12 protein-coding genes and 1 other RNA gene are annotated in these 15,713 nt (G+C 69.5%); 3 read left to right on the top strand and 10 right to left on the bottom strand.

The window, feature by feature from the left end; genetic code table 11:
• Positions 1–17 precede the first annotated feature (17 nt).
• From AS181_RS19110 to glnA, 4 genes are all read right to left on the bottom strand, one after another.
• A complete protein-coding gene (locus tag AS181_RS19110; protein ID WP_058253117.1) occupies positions 18–680 on the bottom strand; it encodes a biliverdin-producing heme oxygenase in 663 nt (220 codons plus the stop codon).
• A complete protein-coding gene (locus AS181_RS19115) occupies positions 677–1,627 on the bottom strand; it encodes an endonuclease/exonuclease/phosphatase family protein (protein WP_058253118.1) in 951 nt (316 codons plus the stop codon). Before AS181_RS19115 ends, AS181_RS19110 begins: the two co-directional genes overlap by 4 nt.
• Positions 1,628–1,703: 76 nt before the next feature.
• A complete protein-coding gene (locus AS181_RS19120; protein WP_082652981.1) occupies positions 1,704–4,733 on the bottom strand; it encodes a bifunctional [glutamine synthetase] adenylyltransferase/[glutamine synthetase]-adenylyl-L-tyrosine phosphorylase in 3,030 nt (1,009 codons plus the stop codon).
• 66 nt (positions 4,734–4,799) lie between these two features.
• On the bottom strand, positions 4,800–6,140 hold the full coding sequence (gene glnA, locus AS181_RS19125; protein WP_058253119.1) for a type I glutamate--ammonia ligase: 1,341 nt from the start codon (positions 6,138–6,140) through the stop codon (positions 4,800–4,802).
• Between the two features lie 326 nt (positions 6,141–6,466).
• Between glnA and panB the strand changes: the two genes are divergently transcribed.
• The 3 genes from panB (at position 6,467) to AS181_RS19140 (ending at position 9,886) form a co-directional block, all read left to right on the top strand.
• Positions 6,467–7,312: a 3-methyl-2-oxobutanoate hydroxymethyltransferase gene (gene panB, locus AS181_RS19130; protein WP_058253120.1), complete on the top strand. Its 846-nt coding sequence runs from the start codon at positions 6,467–6,469 to the stop codon at positions 7,310–7,312.
• A gap of 29 nt (positions 7,313–7,341) precedes the next feature.
• Positions 7,342–8,325, top strand: a complete 984-nt coding sequence (gene pip / locus AS181_RS19135; RefSeq protein WP_058253121.1) for a prolyl aminopeptidase — start codon at positions 7,342–7,344, stop codon at positions 8,323–8,325.
• 67 nt (positions 8,326–8,392) lie between these two features.
• Positions 8,393–9,886, top strand: coding sequence for a CYTH and CHAD domain-containing protein (locus tag AS181_RS19140; protein ID WP_058253122.1), 1,494 nt, complete (start codon positions 8,393–8,395; stop codon positions 9,884–9,886).
• Positions 9,887–9,998: 112 nt separating this feature from the next.
• On the opposite strand, the gene AS181_RS19145 is transcribed toward AS181_RS19140, so the two are convergent.
• The 6 genes from AS181_RS19145 to cobC all read right to left on the bottom strand — a co-directional run bounded on the left by AS181_RS19145 (position 9,999) and on the right by cobC (position 15,709).
• Positions 9,999–11,441, bottom strand: coding sequence for an RNB domain-containing ribonuclease (locus AS181_RS19145; RefSeq protein WP_058253123.1), 1,443 nt, complete (start codon positions 11,439–11,441; stop codon positions 9,999–10,001).
• Positions 11,442–11,467: 26 nt separating this feature from the next.
• Positions 11,468–11,882: RNase P RNA component class A (gene rnpB, locus AS181_RS19250), an RNA gene on the bottom strand.
• A gap of 48 nt (positions 11,883–11,930) precedes the next feature.
• A complete protein-coding gene (locus AS181_RS19150) occupies positions 11,931–12,623 on the bottom strand; it encodes a histidine phosphatase family protein (RefSeq protein ID WP_058253124.1) in 693 nt (230 codons plus the stop codon).
• A 4-nt stretch (positions 12,624–12,627) separates the two neighbouring features.
• Positions 12,628–13,365 carry a zinc ribbon domain-containing protein gene (locus tag AS181_RS19155; protein ID WP_058253125.1) on the bottom strand — a complete coding sequence of 246 codons (738 nt, stop codon included), beginning with the start codon at positions 13,363–13,365 and terminating at the stop codon, positions 12,628–12,630.
• Between the two features lie 81 nt (positions 13,366–13,446).
• Positions 13,447–14,589, bottom strand: coding sequence for a Nif3-like dinuclear metal center hexameric protein (locus AS181_RS19160; RefSeq protein WP_058253126.1), 1,143 nt, complete (start codon positions 14,587–14,589; stop codon positions 13,447–13,449).
• The gene (gene cobC / locus AS181_RS19165) at positions 14,567–15,709 is read right to left on the bottom strand and encodes an Rv2231c family pyridoxal phosphate-dependent protein CobC (RefSeq protein WP_058253127.1); all 1,143 of its coding nucleotides are present in this window, start codon (positions 15,707–15,709) and stop codon (positions 14,567–14,569) included. The genes AS181_RS19160 and cobC overlap by 23 nt, the downstream gene beginning before the upstream one ends.
• Positions 15,710–15,713: the final 4 nt, after the last annotated feature.

Below are 15,713 nucleotides of genomic sequence, written 5' to 3' on the forward strand. Positions count from 1 at the left end.
TCGGGCGGACCTATGGGTCAGGCCGCCCGGGCGCCGTCGAGATCGCCGAACACCGCCTGATTGTGGTCGAAGGCCGCGATGGCCTCGTCAACGAGCCGATCGATCCCCGTGGGGTCGAGCGGTAGCGCGTCGAGCCGTGCCCGGTAGGCGTCCTTGTAGCGCTTGAGCTTGTCGATCTCGTCGAACGAGTAGAAACTCAGCGCCGCGTCGTCGACCCCGTAGTGGTCCCGCATGCGCCTGGCCACCACCTGGCCACCACTGAGGTCGCCGAGATAGCGCGTGTAGTGATGAGCCACGTAGCGCGCCGGGTCGGTGCGTGTGGATTCGATCGCCGCCACATAGCGCGCCACCGCCGGCAGCGGCGACGCCGTCGACGGGTCGATGCCGAAGGAGGCGAGGTCGGCGCCGAGGCGTTGCAGGCGAAGCAGTTTCGGGTCGAGCACGGCGTCGGCCACCGGGTCCCCCGCCAGGTCGGCACCGACACGCTCGAGCGCCTCGTAGACGAAGTACAACTGGACCGCCAGGCGCTGATACTCACCGGAGTCCAGCCGGCCCGACATCAGGTCGTCGATGAACGGCGCATGCTCGGCGCGTTCGTGCGCCACCGCGGTGGCCGAACGCAGACGTTCGGAGATACTCGGGCGGTCGTGTGGTCCGACGTTCTCGGGATCGGGCGTCATGATGCCACCAGTGTTACCACCAGAGTCCGGTGATCGGAACCCGGCAGGTAGTGGGTGTCCATCGACGTCGCCACGAAACCGCGCAGGATGACCCGGTCGATGGCGACCAGCGGCCGGTTGCCGAGTTGCTTGTCGGTGGGATAGCTCGGCAAAAACCCGGCACCGGCCATGTCGGTGCCGTCGACGAGCCCGTTGGTCAGCAGGCTGCGGTACTTCGCGTGATTCCAGGTGGAGTTGTAGTCCCCGATCGCGATGACCCGGCCGGGTGGGAGCTCGGCGAAATGTGCGGCGAGCGTGTCCATGTCGTCGTGCCAGTCCCAGTTGCGACCCCACAGCGGTGCCGCCGGGTGGATGGCCAGGACCTGGGTCCCGGCGGCGCCCGGCAGGTCGGTGCGGGCCTGCAGGTTGTGCAGCACCGTCCCCGGGATGTTGTATCGCTCGTCCAGCGGGCGCTTGCTGAACATCGCGGTGCCGGCCGCGTAGGTGTACGGGATCGCGAACTCGTGCGGCAGGGTTCGGCCGATCTCGCTGCGCCGCAGACGTTCCAGCGCCTCGGGGGTGACCTCTTGGAGGGACACGAGGTCCGGATCGGCGTCGGCGACGATCTTCTCGAGCGCACCCAGGTCGCCCCCGCCGAAGAGGAGGTTGGCGGAAACGACGGTGAACCGCTCGCCGGACGGCGCCGCGTTGGCGATGACCAGCGGCACCTGGGTGTAGGCCAGACCGCCGACGGCGACGATCGCAATCGCCAGCATGAACCAGCGCCGCAGGACCGCGAAGACGACGATCGCGATCACTCCGGGGATCAACGCGAACTGCACGGCACTGGTGAGGTACAGGGCGACGTCACCGCGGGACGGGTAAAAGTGCAGGAACACGCCCAGCACCACGACGGCGAGCATCGCCCACCCCAGGACGTACGCGGCCGCCCACAGAAATCTCGTCATCGCTCCCCCATGTGATCCGGTGTTCCCCCGCCGGAGTCAGCTGCGCCCTTCCGCGCCCGTCCGTTTCTCTCCGCGCTCAGGCCCCGAAGACCTTCAGCACCACGGCCTTGGCCCGGCGCGTCACCCGGAGATAATTCTCCAGGAACTCGTTGGCCTGGTCCTCCGGCCACCCCGCGGCAAACGCGATCTGGCGCAGTTGTGCACCCGGCCCGGGCAGTTGGTCGATCGGCTTGCCACGCACCAGGACCAGCGCGTTGCGCGCCTTCGTCGCGGTCGTCCAGGCGTCCTTCAACAGCGCGACGTCGTTCTCCGACAGCAACTCCGCCGCGCCGATGGCATCCAGTGAGTCCAGCGTCGACGTGTTGTGCAGGCTCCGATAGCGGTGCGCATACTTCAGCTGCAGGAGCTGCACCGTCCACTCGATGTCGGCGAGGCCACCGCGGCCGAGCTTGGTGTGGGTGGCCGGGTCGGCGCCGCGCGGCAGACGTTCGGCGTCCACGCGGGCCTTGATCCGGCGGATCTCCCGAACGGCGTCGTTGCTGACACCGCCGGCCGGATACCGCACGTGGTCGATCATGTGCAGGAAGTCGATGCCGAGGGCCTCGTCGCCCGCGACCTGATGCGCCCGGAGCAGCGCCTGCACCTCCCACGGTTGCGCCCATTGCGCGTAGTAGGCGGCGTAGGACGCGAGAGTCCGCACGATCGGACCGTTCCGACCCTCGGGGCGCAGCCCCGTGTCGACCTCGAGCGGCGGATCCGCGCTCGGGCTCCCCAGCATCGACCGCACGTTCTCGGCGATCGTCTGCGCCCACTTGAGCGCCTCGGACTCCTCGGCGTCCCGATCGGGCTGACACACGAACATCACGTCGGCGTCGGATCCGTAACCCAGCTCGCCACCGCCGAGCCGACCCATGCCGATCACCGCGATGCGCGCCGGCGCCCGGCTCCCCCGTTCGCGCTCGGAGATGTTGATCGCGACGGTGAGCGCTGCGTTCAGGACCGCCGCCCACACACTGGACAGCGCCTTGCAGACGGCCGGTACGTCCAGCAGTCCCAGCACGTCGGCGGAGGCGATGCGGACCAGCTCGGCCCGACGATGCGAACGGGCCACGGCCACCGCGCGTTTCATGTCCTGCTGGCGGACGGTCGAGGCGACGAGGCCCTTGGCGACGTCCTCGGGGCGCACGTTGCACAGCTTGGGCCCGTCCGGCCCGTCGGAGTACTGGTGGATCACCTCGGGCGATCGCATCAGCATGTTCGCGATGTACTCCGACGTCCCGAGTACCTTCATCAGTCGCGCCGCCACCACGCCGTCGTCGCGCAGCAGTCGCAGGAACCAGTCGGTGTCTTCCATCACGTCGCACAGCCGGCGGTAGTTCAGCAGGCCGGCATCGGGATCCGGCGTGTCCCCGATGTGTTCGAGCAACTGCGGCAGGATGAGCAGCTGGATCTGACCGCGGCGTCCCGGCGCGTTCGACAGCGCGCGGATATGACTCAGTGCCCGATCGGGTTTCGCGTAACCCAGTGCGGCCAGCCGCCTCTCGGCGGAGGTGTCGGTCAGGGTCAGCTCGTCGGTCTTGAAGCGCGTGACCGCCTCGAGCAGCGGGCGGTAGAACAGCTTTTGGTGCAGCCGCCGGACCCGCAGGCTCTGATGGCGGATCTGTTCGCGCAGCACCCCCGTCGCGTCGAGCTCGCCCTCTCGCCGGATGTGTGCGGCGCGGGCGAGCCAGCGCAGCGCCTCGTGGTCGTCGGGCTGCGGCAACAGATGCGTCCGGGACATGCGCTGCAGCTGCAGCCGATGTTCGAGGAGACGCAAGAACTGGTACGACGCACTGAGATTCGCGGCGTCGTCGCGTCCGACGTAACCGCCTGCGGTGAGCGCGGCCAGCGCATCGACGGTCGGCATCACGCGCAGGTTCTCGTCCACCCGGCCGTGCACCATCTGCAGCAGCTGGACCGCGAACTCGACGTCGCGCAGACTGCCGCGCCCGAGTTTAAGGTTGCGCTCGCGCTCGTCCTCGGGGAGCAGGGATTCGACGCGGCGTCGCATCTTCTGCACCTCGGGCACGAAGTCGGGCCGCTCGGCCGCCTTCCACACCATCGGTTTGACCGCGGCGATGTAGTCGTCGGCGAGTTGCATGTCGCCGGTCATCGCCCGGGCTTTGAGCAGTGCCTGGAACTCCCAGGTCTTGGCCCACCGTTCGTAGTAGGCCACATGCGATTCCAGGGTTCGGGTCAGCGCGCCGGACTTCCCCTCGGGACGTAGCGCGGCATCGACCTCGAAGAACGCGAGCGAACCGATGCGCATCATCTCGCCCGCGATCCGCGCCGCGGTACCGTCGGCCGGGTCACTGACGAAGATGACGTCGACGTCGCTGACGTAGTTCAGTTCGCGCGCACCGCATTTGCCCATCGCGACGACGGCGAGCCGGACCGGGATCGGATCGTCCCCGCAGACCTCGGCGAAGGCGACGGCCAGCGCCGCGGTCAGGGCGGCGTCGGCCAGGTCGGACAGGTAGGCACCCACTTCGGGCAGCCACATCACCGGTTCGTCCTCGACGGTCGAGGCGACGTCGTGGGCGGCGAGCTGCAGGATCAGATTGCGGTAGGCCAGGCGGAGTGCGATGACGGCCTTCGGGCCGGTGAGCGCGGACCGGTACACCCGGTTGCCCTTCTCGACCTCGCCCGGAACGGGCTCGGCACCGACCGAGGCGAGCATCAGACGGTCGACCTCGGCACGGTCGGGCAACTCGTCGGCGAGCAGCAGCCGCCAGCTCGACGGTTCGGCGACCAGGTGATCGGCGAGTGCGTCCGACGAGCCGATGACCGCGAACAGGCGCCCACGGAATGCGCGCTCCGTGCGCACCAGGCCGTCGATCTCGGACCACTCGTCGTCGACGGCGCTGCGCAACCGCACGAGCGTACGGAGGGCCAGGTCGGCGTCGGGAGACCGCGACAGGGCCCACAACACGTCGACCGATTCGGGCGTGTTCCACCCGAGATCGGCGAGGTTCCGGGGTGCGGAGTCGTCGAGCAGACCCAGCCGGCCCGCGCTGGGGACGGTGCTGCGTCCGGCTCGCCCCGGGGGTCCCGATCGTGTTGTCACATCACAAAAGTAGCGACCGGATCCGATCGACACGACATCGCGGTCCCGGACCGGGCAAGGCAGCCCTTACAGCGGCAGGTAGTTCTGCAGCTCGAACGGGGTCACGAGGCTGCGGTAGTTCGTCCATTCCGTCCACTTGTTGCGCAGGAAGTAGTCGAACACGTGCTCGCCGAGGGCCTCGGCGACCAGCTCCGAGTTCTCCATCTCCTTCAGCGCGTCGGCCAGGCTGCCGGGGAGTTCCTTGTAGCCCATCGCGCGACGCTCGGCCGAGGTGAGCGCCCAGACGTCGTCCTCGGCCTCGTCGGGCAGCTCGTAGTCCTCGTTGATGCCCTTGAGCCCGGCGGCCAGCAGCACCGCGAAGGTCAGGTACGGATTGCAGGCGGAGTCGGGGCTGCGGACCTCGATGCGGCGCGAGGACGCCTTGTTCGGCGTGTAGAGCGGGAGTCGGATCAGCGCCGAGCGGTTGGCGCCGCCCCAGGTGGCCGCGGTCGGCGCCTCACCACCGTGGATGAGCCGCTTGTAGCTGTTCACCCACTGGTTGGTGACCGCACTGATCTCCGAGGCGTGATGCAGGATGCCGGCGATGAACTTCTTTCCGGTGGCCGAGAGCTGCATCGGGTCGTCGGGGTTGTGGAAGGCGTTGAGGTCGCCCTCGAACAGGCTGAGGTGGGTGTGCATCGCCGACCCGGGATGCTCACTGAACGGCTTGGGCATGAACGTCGCCCAGACGTTCTCGTTGATCGCGACCTCCTTGATGAGGTAGCGGAACGTCATGACGTTGTCGGCCATCGACAGCGCGTCGGCGTAGCGCAGGTCGATCTCCTGCTGACCGGGCGCGCCCTCGTGGTGGGAGAACTCGACCGAGATGCCCATCGACTCCAGGGCCTCGATGGCATGCCGCCGGAAGTTGGGCGCGGCGTCGTGGACGGCCTGGTCGAAGTACCCCCCGGAGTCCGCGGGAGTCGGCACCGACCCGTCCAGGGGCGCCTCTTTGAGCAGGAAGAACTCGATCTCGGGGTGGACGTAGCAGCTGAAGCCGAGGTCGGCGGCCTTGTTGAGCTGCCGGCGCAGCACATGCCGTGAGTCGGCCCAACTGGGAGTGCCGTCGGGCATCGCGATGTCGCAGAACATCCGCGCGGAATGGTGCCGACCGGCCGAGGTGGTCCACGGCAGCACCTGGAAGGTCGACGGATCGGGCTTGGCCACGGTGTCGGCTTCCGAGACCCGGGAGAATCCCTCGATGGACGAGCCGTCGAAGCCGATACCCTCGGCGAACGCGCCCTCGAGTTCGGCCGGGGCGATCGCCACGGACTTCAGATAACCGAGGACGTCGGTGAACCACAGTCGGACGAAGCGGATGTCGCGCTCTTCGAGGGTCCGCAGCACGAATTCCTTTTGGCGATCCATGGTCGCCGACATTAGAAGTACGCTGTTAAATCCGTGTTACACGCGCAATTCCAACTCGCTGTGCTGCAGTTTTACGGACGGCATCCCACATCGTGAGACGTCCGACCAGTAGCTGGGACGCCGGGCCGGACACGAAATCCCAAGTGAACTGCCGACAGAGTCGCACACGGCGATCTCGGACCCCTTTTCGCCTGTGACCAATTGCATAAAGGTGGCAGGTCACAACCGGTCGTCCTGGTGAAACAATGGCCTACGTCCGTGTTCAACCCGGGTACCCGCCGCGCCCTCTCCGGCCAGTCGGGACTCGAGGCAGAAAAGAGACAACGATGTCCGATTCCTCGGTATACGGCGCGTCCGCCCCCGCCCAGTCCGCCAAGCGACGCGTGACCCGCATCCACCACCTCGCGCAGATGAAGGCCGAGGGCGAGAAGTGGTCGATGCTCACCGCATACGACTACTCCTCCGCCCGCATCTTCGACGCCGCCGAGATCCCCGTCCTGCTGGTCGGCGACTCCGCCGCCAACGTCGTCCTGGGCTACGACACCACCATCCCGGTCACCGTCGACGAGATGATCCCGCTCATCCGCGCCGTCGTACGCGGCGCACCGCATGCACTGGTCGTCGCCGACATGCCGTTCGGCAGCTACGAGATCGGTCCGCAACACGCGCTCGAGAACGCGTTCCGGATCTTCAAGGAGACCGGTGCGCACGCGGTGAAGCTCGAGGGCGGCGAACGCGTCGCCCCGCAGATCGCGGCGCTGACCGCGGCCGGTATCCCGGTCATGGCCCACATCGGGTTCACCCCGCAGAGCGTCAACGGGCTCGGCGGATTCCGCGTCCAGGGCCGCGGGGACGGCGCCGATCAGCTCGTCGCCGACGCCATCGCCGTCCAGGAGGCGGGCGCCTTCGCCGTGGTGATGGAGATGGTGCCGGCCGATCTCGCCGGTCAGATCACCCGCAAGCTGACCATCCCGACCGTCGGCATCGGCGCGGGCAACGAGACCGACGCGCAGGTCCTCGTGTGGCAGGACATGGCCGGACTCACCCACGGCAAGACCGCGAAGTTCGTCAAGCGCTTCGCCGATGTCGGAGGCGAATTGCGCTCGGCCGCCGAGCAATACGCCGACGAGGTGCGCCGAGGAGTGTTCCCCGGCCCCGAACACAGCTACTGAGCCCGGGCGTCAGCACTACGCTGACGTCCATGCGGAACTTCTACCCGGAGATCGAGCCCTACGCCTCCGGCCATCTCGACGTCGGCGACGGCCAGCAGATCTACTGGGAGACCTCCGGCAACCCAAACGGCAAACCCGCCGTGTTCGTGCACGGCGGGCCCGGGGGCGGGACGTCCCCGGCGCAGCGCCGGTTCTTCGACCCGGCGAGGTACCGGATCGTCCTGTTCGACCAGCGCGGCTGCGGACAGTCCCGGCCCCACATCGCCGACGGCGCGGACCTCGCCGTGAACACGACACCCCACCTCATCGCCGACATGGAGCGCCTCCGTACTCATCTCGGGATCGACCGCTGGCAGGTCTTCGGCGGTTCCTGGGGTTCGACACTCGGTCTCGCCTACGCGCAGGCCCATCCCGACCGCGTCACCGAACTCGTGCTGCGCGGCATCTTCCTGCTGCGGCGCAGCGAAATCGACTGGTACTACAACGGCGGGGCCGCCCACATCTACCCCGACCTGTGGGAGAGCTACCTCGAGCCCATCCCCGTCGACGAACGCGACGGCGACCTCGTCGCCGCCTATCACCGCCTGCTCACCTCCGGGGACGCCGCGACGGCCCGCGCCGCCGCCCGCGCCTGGACGGGTTGGGAGCAGGCGACCAGCTATCTCCTCCCCCGCCCCGACGAGGAGTCGGACGGTTCCTCGGCGGACGACCCCCAGAAAAAGGACACCGACCGCTTCGACCTCGCCTTCGCATCGATCGAGAACCACTACTTCGTCAATCACGGATTCCTGCGCGACGGTCAGCTCCTCGACGAGATCGACACGATTGCCTCCATCCCCGGCGTGATCGTGCAAGGCCGCTACGACGTCGTGTGCCCGATGCGCAGCGCCTGGGACCTCCACCGCGCCTGGCCGGCTGCCGATCTCCGCATCGTCGCCGACGCCGGGCACGCGTCGTACGAACCGGGTATCAGACATCACCTGATCGAGGCCACGGACCGGTTCGCGCGGTAGCCGACGCCAGTGCTCCGCACGCACCACTAAGCTCGACGGACAGCCGTCGAGAAACCAGGAGGAACAGGTGGCCGCATCCGAGCAGGTCGAGGTGGAGCTGAAGTTCGACGTGGACGCCGGACACGTGGCCCCCGACCTGCGGGTGCTGCCCGGTGTCGTGTCGGCGACGACCCCGGAGACGTTCTCACTCGACGCCACCTACTTCGACACCGAGAACCTCGACCTCGCCGGCAACAAGATCACCATGCGGCGGCGTACCGGCGGCAGTGACCAGGGCTGGCACCTCAAGCGGCCCACGGGCATTCCGGGAACCCGGCGAGAGCTGCACGTGGGCTTCGACGAGGCGCCCGCGGCCGGCGACGTCCCCGCCGCACTGTCGACACCGGTCCTGGCCCACATCCGCGAACGCACCCTGATGCCGGTCGCCGTCATCTCCACGACGCGCACCGTGACCCGGTTGCTCGGCGCCGACGACGAGCCGCTCGCCGAACTCGCCGAGGACCTCGTCACCGCCCAGTCGCTCCTGCCCGGCGGTCACAGCCAGCAGTGGGCGGAGTGGGAGTTCGAGCTCCTCGCCGGTGGCACGCCGAAGCTCCTGAAGGCCGCCGACAAGGCGCTGCGTGCCGGGGGCGGCCGCGAGGCGTCGAGCGCGTCGAAACTCGCCCGTGCGATCGGCGCCACCCCGACCGTGCACGAACCGCGCCTGTCCAAGCGGCCCACCGCACTCGAACTCGTCGTCACCGACATTGCGCTGCATCGCAACTCGCTGGTCGCCTACGATCCGCTGGTGCGCGTCGACGCCCCTGACGCGGTGCACCAGATGCGCGTGGCGTGCCGCCGCCTGCGCAGCGTGTTGTCGGGCTTCCCCACCGTCCTCGACGCCGAGCGCACCGCCCACATCGGCGCCGAGCTGAAGCTGCTCGCCCAGATCCTCGGCGACGCACGCGATTCAGAGGTGCAGCTCGAGTTGAGCGAATCACTGCTGCGTGGCGAGAACGCCTCGCCGGAGCTGCTCGCCGAGCTCGCCGGCACCGAGGTCACCGCCCACGATCGCGCCTTGCGCGCGGCGCACGCCGCGATGTCGTCGAAGCGGTACTTCGCCCTGCTCGACAGCATCGACGGCCTGATCGCGTCGCCCCCACCGGGCCCCGACGCCGACCTCCCGGCGACCACGGTCGTCGACAAGGCGATCGCCCGCAGCCGCAAGCACATCCACCGCGCACAGGCTCGTCTCGCCGGCTTCGCCGAGGGTTCCGACGAGTGGGAGGAGCAGCTGCACACCATCCGCAAGCGCGCCAAGCGGCTGCGCTACAGCATCGACGCGACCGAACCGCTCGGGAAGAAGAAGTATCGCAAGGTCGGCGTGGCGGCCAAGAAGATCCAGTCCGCGCTGGGCGATTTCAACGACACCCGGATCAACCGGACGCGACTCGCACAGATCGCGGCGGCCGGCACCCTCGGCGGCCCCGACATGTTCGTCCTCGGCCGGATCGACGCCCGGCTCGAGGCCGACGGGCACCGCGCGATCGCCGCGTACCGCCGAGTCGCCAAGGAACTCTGACCAACCGGCCGCTGGTTGAGCCGGCACCGAGCGAAGCGAGCCGCCCCCCTGCTGGTTGAGCCGGCACCGAGCGGAGCGAGGCGCCGAGTCGAAGCCACTCCGCCACCACCGCTCACACCGGGCGGAACTCCACCGTCCGGGTCACTTCGTCAGCTTTGGTGAGTTCGACGACCACGCGGTCGCCGGGGCGTAGATCACCCGCGCAGCGCGCGATCACCGGCGGATCGGACAGGAAAATCTGCGCCTGCCTGCGCTCGGTCGCGCCCGACATCACGACCGCGTCGAACCGCTCACCCACCCGCTCACGCAAGATGACGGCTTCCGCCAGGTCGATGCTCGCGCGATCCGCGGTGGCGCCGAGAGTGTCGGCCGACCGCAGGATCTTGGGCAGCGTCGGCAACGCGCGGTGCACCCAGTCCGGTACCGGCGTACCGGATGCGATCGCCAGACACACCTCGGTGGCGAACCGGTCCCCGAGCCGCCGCAGCGGTGCGGTGACATGGGCATAGAGCCCACCGATCGCCGAATGCCGCATCAGCGCGTCATCGACGGGCTCGTCGGGTCCGGTGAGGGCGAGGTAATTGGCACCCCGCATGAGCCCGGCCGCGGCCGACTGCAGGGCGAGCGTGCTCGGCTCGCCACCCGGTAGCCCCGCCAGGAACCGGCCCACCGGCAAGCCGGCCGGCCACTGAACCCCGAGGGCCCGGGCAGCGGCACGCAGATCCTCGATCGCGTCCTCCTCGGCCGGCGGCAGGGTGCGCAGCAGCCCGACACCGGCCTCGGCCATGATCGTGCCCGCGCACATCCCGGCCAGCAGCGACACCTGCGAGTTCCACATGTCGGCGGGTGTGTGTGCCTCGAGATCAAGACGCCACCCGTCGGCCGTGCGGACGACCGTCTGGTCGGGCAGGTCGAGTTCGACCGCGCCCCGCGCCAGCGCGACCTCGCGTCGCAGTTCGCCGAATGCAGGCAGGGCGGCGATGGCGGGATGCAGCCGGCCGGCGGCGGCATCGGCCGAGACCCCGGCGTAGTCGAGGCGCGCGACCGAGGCGATGCGGGACCGCCGCACCCGGACATCGGTCACCGATCCGTCGCCGGCCACCCGGATGGTCCACAGCACACACAGTCTGACCTGCTCCGGCAGAAGGGAACCCGCGCCCTCGGACAGTGCGCGAGGGTGCAACGGGACCGACCCGTCCGGGAAGTACACGGTCGCGCCGCGTCGCCGGCTCTCCTGGTCGAGAGCACCTTCGGGGGTGATCAGGGCCGCGACATCGGCGATCGCGTAGTCGACGACGAACCCGTCGCCGTCGGCGGTGAGGTGCACCGCCTGGTCGAGATCCCGAGAGGTCGGCGGGTCGATCGTGACGAAGGGGACGCCGGTGTGGTCCTCGCGGACGTCGGCGTACCGGTCGGCACCCGGAGCGCCGGAGTCGATCATCTGCGCGGTGGCCCGGGCTTCGGCGAGGGCATCGTCGCCGTACTCCTCGTCGACGCCCAGTTCGGTGCGTATGCCGGCGAAGTCGATGTCGGGGGCGGAGAGGATGCGCTTCACTCCCCCAACCCTAGAGAAGAGTGAGGCGAACGAGTCGGCACGTAAGCCGGATCCTGTTCCCGCACGGTCGTGAGACCGCGTGGGCGGCGACCATCCATCTGGGCACACCGTCGCCGGGTACCTCGAGCGGCCCACCCGCGGGCTGGGGCGAGCAGCCCTCGTGACGCCCGCGCACACGCACCGTGAGGTGCGTGCTTCGGCCTTGCTCCGGGTGGGGTTTACCGAGCCGGCACGGTCACCCGTGCCGCTGGTGCGCTCTTACCGCACCGTTTCACCCTTACCGACCTCGCGGCCGGCGGTCTGTTCTCTGTGGCACTGTCCCGCGGGTCACCCCGGGTTGCCGTTGACAACCACCCTGCTCTGCGGAGTCCGGACTTTCCTCGATGCGCGGCGTGGCGGGAGACCGCCCGTTCCGCGCACCGCGGCCGCCCGGCCGACTCGTTCGCGCACTCAGGATACGCCCGGGGCGACGGCACAAAACATCCGCGGTCAGACGCGCCAGTGCGCGGCGTCGTTGACGAGCCGCACAACGGAGCCGCCGTCGTCGAAGTACTCGGCGATCGACACCGACGCGAGGTCGAGGTGCAGCCGGAACAGCAGTTCGGGTCCGACGCCGAGCGCGTCCTGCAGCAGCGTCTTGATGGGCGTGACATGCGAGACCAGCACCACGGTCTGACCCGGATACCTCTCCAGCAGTTCGGCTTTCGTCCGCGAAATGCGTTCGGCGACCTGCGCGAAGCTCTCCCCGCCGGGCGCGGGCACGGTGATGTCGGACAGCCACGCGCGGTGCAGATCCGGGTCACGCTGCGACGCCTCGGTGAACGTCAGACCCTCCCAGTCACCGAAGTCGTTCTCGATCAGCCCGGAATGTTCGACGACGTCGATCCCGGTCAGGGCGGCGACCTCCTCGGCCGTCGACCGTGCACGCCGCAGCGGCGAGGTCACGATCGCGGCGATCCCCTCCTCGCGCACCACGCGCGCGGCGGCGGCGCGGGCCTGGCGTCGGCCCTCGTCGGTGAGGTCGGGATTGCCCCGCCCGGAGTAGCGCCGCTCCACCGACAGCGGCGTCTGGCCGTGCCGGAGCAGGATCAACCGGGTCGGATCGCTGCGCCGACCCTGCCACGACGGCGCCTTGGTCGCCGAATCTCCCTCGGGGACAGACTCTTCGGCGGTCGCGGTCACGAATCTAGATCCCGGACTCGGCGGTGCGCACGAGGATCGCGCCGCACTCTTCGCACCGGATCACCTCGTCGGACTGTGCCGCGGCGATGGTGGCGATGGTCCCGCGGTCGAGTTCCATCCGGCAGGCACCGCATCGGCGTGCCCGCAGCAGGCCGGCGCCGATGCGGCCGCCGGCGCGTTGCTTGTCGTACATCGCGAGCAGCGGCGCATCGATCTCGGCTTCGAGGGTCTCGCGGCGCTCCCGCGCGCGCGACAGGTCCTCGTCGATGGTCTCGAGCGACTTGTCGCGCCGGACCTGCGCTTCGGCGACCTTCTCTTCGAGGTGGCTGATGGTCGCCGCGGCCCGGGTGCGTTCGGACTCGACGGCCTCCTGCTGCTCCATCAGCGACAGCATCTCGTCCTCGAGCACCGCTCGCCGACGACCCAGGCCCGCGAGCTCGTGTTGCAACTCCGACAACGCTTTCGGCGCCAGGCCACCGGCGGTCAACAGGGCCGAGTCCTTGGCCTCACGGTTGGCCATACCGGTCACCTCGGAGTCGATCCGGCGGTACTCGCGTCCGAGGTCCTCGGCGGCGATCTCCGCGCGCACCAGATCGTCACGGGCGGCATCGATCGCGGAATTGTGTTCGGCGATCTCGGCGTCCTCCGGCAGGGTCTTGCGGCGATGAACGAGACGATTGATCTCGGCATCGGAGTCCGCGAGATCGAGCAGCAGTCGCTGCACGGCGGCGTCGACTTTCATTGCGGTCTCCTCTTCGGCGAAAGTCCCCCCACCGTACGCGGGGGGCGCGCGAGAGCCGGCGGCGGCTCGGTTTCTCCCGAGTCAGCCCGCACTGTGCAGCGCGAACGGATCGGTCGGCGCCTCGAAGACGCTCACCGGCGTGCCCAATTCGGCCTCGAGCAGCGCCTCGACCTGCGCACACCACGGGAACTCGGTCGCCCAGTGTCCGGCGTCGACCAGCGCCGGCCCGCCGTCGCGCAGACTCTCGTCGACCGGATGATGACGGAGATCACCGGTCAGGTAGACGTCGACGCCGAGACCGCGGACACGTCCGAGCAAGGAGTCGCCGGCCCCGCCGCACACCGCGACGGTCCGCACCAGCGCGTCCGGGTCTCCCGCGGCGCGGACACCCGCCGGGGTGCGCAACACCCGGGCGGCCTCGGCGACGAAGTCGCGCAACGTCATCGACTCGGTGAGCGACCCGACGCGGCCCAGCCCGACATCGCTGCCCAGGTCGGCCAGTTCGAACACGTCGAAGGCCGGCTCCTCGTACGGATGCGCGTCGCGCAAGGCGCGCAGGACGCCGGCCCGCAGTCCGCGCGAGGCGACCATCTCGACCCGCGCCTCGTCGACGTGGGTGCGCATCCCGATCTCGCCGATGGTCGGCGAGGCGTCCTCGCCGGCCTCGAACTGCCCGGTTCCGACGACCGTCCACGAGCAGTCCCGGTAGTCGCCGATCGCCCCCGCACCCGCGGCGAACATCGCCTCGCTGACCTGCTCGACGTTGCCCTCCGGCACCATCACGACCCACTTGTCCATCGCCGCAACCGGTTTCGGGTCGATGGGAACGGTGCCGCGCAACCCCAGCCGGTCGGCCAGCGCGTCGGAGACGCCGGGGCGCGCACTGTCGGCGTTGGTGTGTGCGCACAGCAGCGCGATCCCGTTGCGGATGAGCCGATGGACGATCCGGCCCTTGGGGGTGTCGGCGGCCACAGTGGTGACACCGCGCAGGAGGAGCGGGTGATGGGCGACGACGATCCCTGCGCCGGCCGCGACCGCGGCGTCGACCACCGCATCGGTGACGTCCACGCACACCAGCACGCCGCGCGCCGGGTCGGCCCGGTCGCCACACACCAGACCGACCGCATCCCACGATTCGGCGAGGGCGGGCGGATAAGCCCGCTCCACGACGTCGACCACGTCGCCCACCGTCACAGTCGCGTCAGACGCGTTCGCCGGTTCCACTGTCGATCTCCTCTCGTACCAACTCGATCGCCCGCGTGAGCGCGCGGACCTGCGGAAGTGCCCGGACGGCAAGACGAAGATGCGAGTCGCCGAGGCCGACGAAATTGGCGCAGCTGCGCACCGCGAATCCGTGGCGGATCAGCCGCTGCTTCACCTCGGTGGCGTGGGCCATCTCGACGAGCAGGAAGGGCGCCGCGGGCTCGGCCGCCACTCGGAGCCCGATCCGCGTCAGCTCGGCGACCATCTCGCTGCGCTCGTCGGCGACCCGCCGCGCGACCGCGGCGCAGTATCGCTGCCCCTGTTGCTCGACACAGGCGGTCAGCGCGGCCAGCGCGGGGGTCGACACGGCCCACGGTCGTCGGCCGGCGCGGAGTCGGTCGAGCAGGTCGACCGGCCCGAGCAGATAACCCGCGCGGAGTCCAGCGAGACCGAAAGTCTTTGTCACACTGCGGATCACGAGAAGGTCGGGCCAGTCGACCGAGGCGAGGGACTGGGGTTCGAGTGACCCGTCGGCGCCCAGGGTGAGGTCGGCGAAGGCCTCGTCGACGACGAGGATCCGTCCCGGCCTGCGCAATGCGGCGATGGCCTCGACCGGGTGCAGCACCGACGTCGGGTTCGTGGGATTGCCCAGGATGACGAGATCGGCGTCGTCCGGCACGGCGGTCCCGCTGTCTCCCGGACCGGGCAGCTCCCAGGGTGCGGCCAGCGCGACCTGCGTGATCGGGATGCCCGCGGCGCGGAGCACGACCTCCGGCTCGGTGAACGACGGTTGGATCAGGGCCGCGTGACGAACCCCCAGCCGCGGGAGCATCTCGAACCCGTCGGCGGCTCCGGAAAGCAGCAGCACTTCCTCGGGGCGACGGCCGTGTGCCGCGGCGATCGCGTCGACGGCTCGTCGCTCCTGCGCTCCGGTCGGATATCGCGCAAGATCGTCGAGTCCCGACCGGATGGCGTCGAGGACGAACGCGGGCGGTGTACCGCGGACGTTCACGGCGAAGTCGACGAGCCCCGGCGCGGCGTCCTGGTCGCCGTGACGTTCCGGGTCGGTCAGATCGGCGCGCGGCGGCGGTGTCCCGGCCGGACCGGTCCCGACGTCGAGCGCGTCGTACCCAACTGTCATGTGT

Origin of the sequence: Gordonia sp. SGD-V-85, from assembly GCF_001456905.1 — a bacterium.
Classification (GTDB): domain Bacteria; phylum Actinomycetota; class Actinomycetes; order Mycobacteriales; family Mycobacteriaceae; genus Gordonia; species Gordonia hongkongensis.

Bases quoted from the DNA above. Each gene is read 5' to 3' on its own strand.
- AS181_RS19110 (WP_058253117.1), bottom strand. From the start codon at position 680: ATGACGCCCGATCCCGAGAACGTCGGACCACACGACCGCCCGAGTATC.
- AS181_RS19115 (WP_058253118.1), bottom strand. From the start codon at position 1,627: ATGACGAGATTTCTGTGGGCGGCCGCGTACGTCCTGGGGTGGGCGATG.
- glnA (WP_058253119.1), bottom strand. From the start codon at position 6,140: ATGGATCGCCAAAAGGAATTCGTGCTGCGGACCCTCGAAGAGCGCGAC.
- panB (WP_058253120.1), top strand. From the start codon at position 6,467: ATGTCCGATTCCTCGGTATACGGCGCGTCCGCCCCCGCCCAGTCCGCC.
- pip (WP_058253121.1), top strand. From the start codon at position 7,342: ATGCGGAACTTCTACCCGGAGATCGAGCCCTACGCCTCCGGCCATCTC.
- AS181_RS19155 (WP_058253125.1), bottom strand. From the start codon at position 13,365: ATGAAAGTCGACGCCGCCGTGCAGCGACTGCTGCTCGATCTCGCGGAC.
- cobC (WP_058253127.1), bottom strand. From the start codon at position 15,709: ATGACAGTTGGGTACGACGCGCTCGACGTCGGGACCGGTCCGGCCGGG.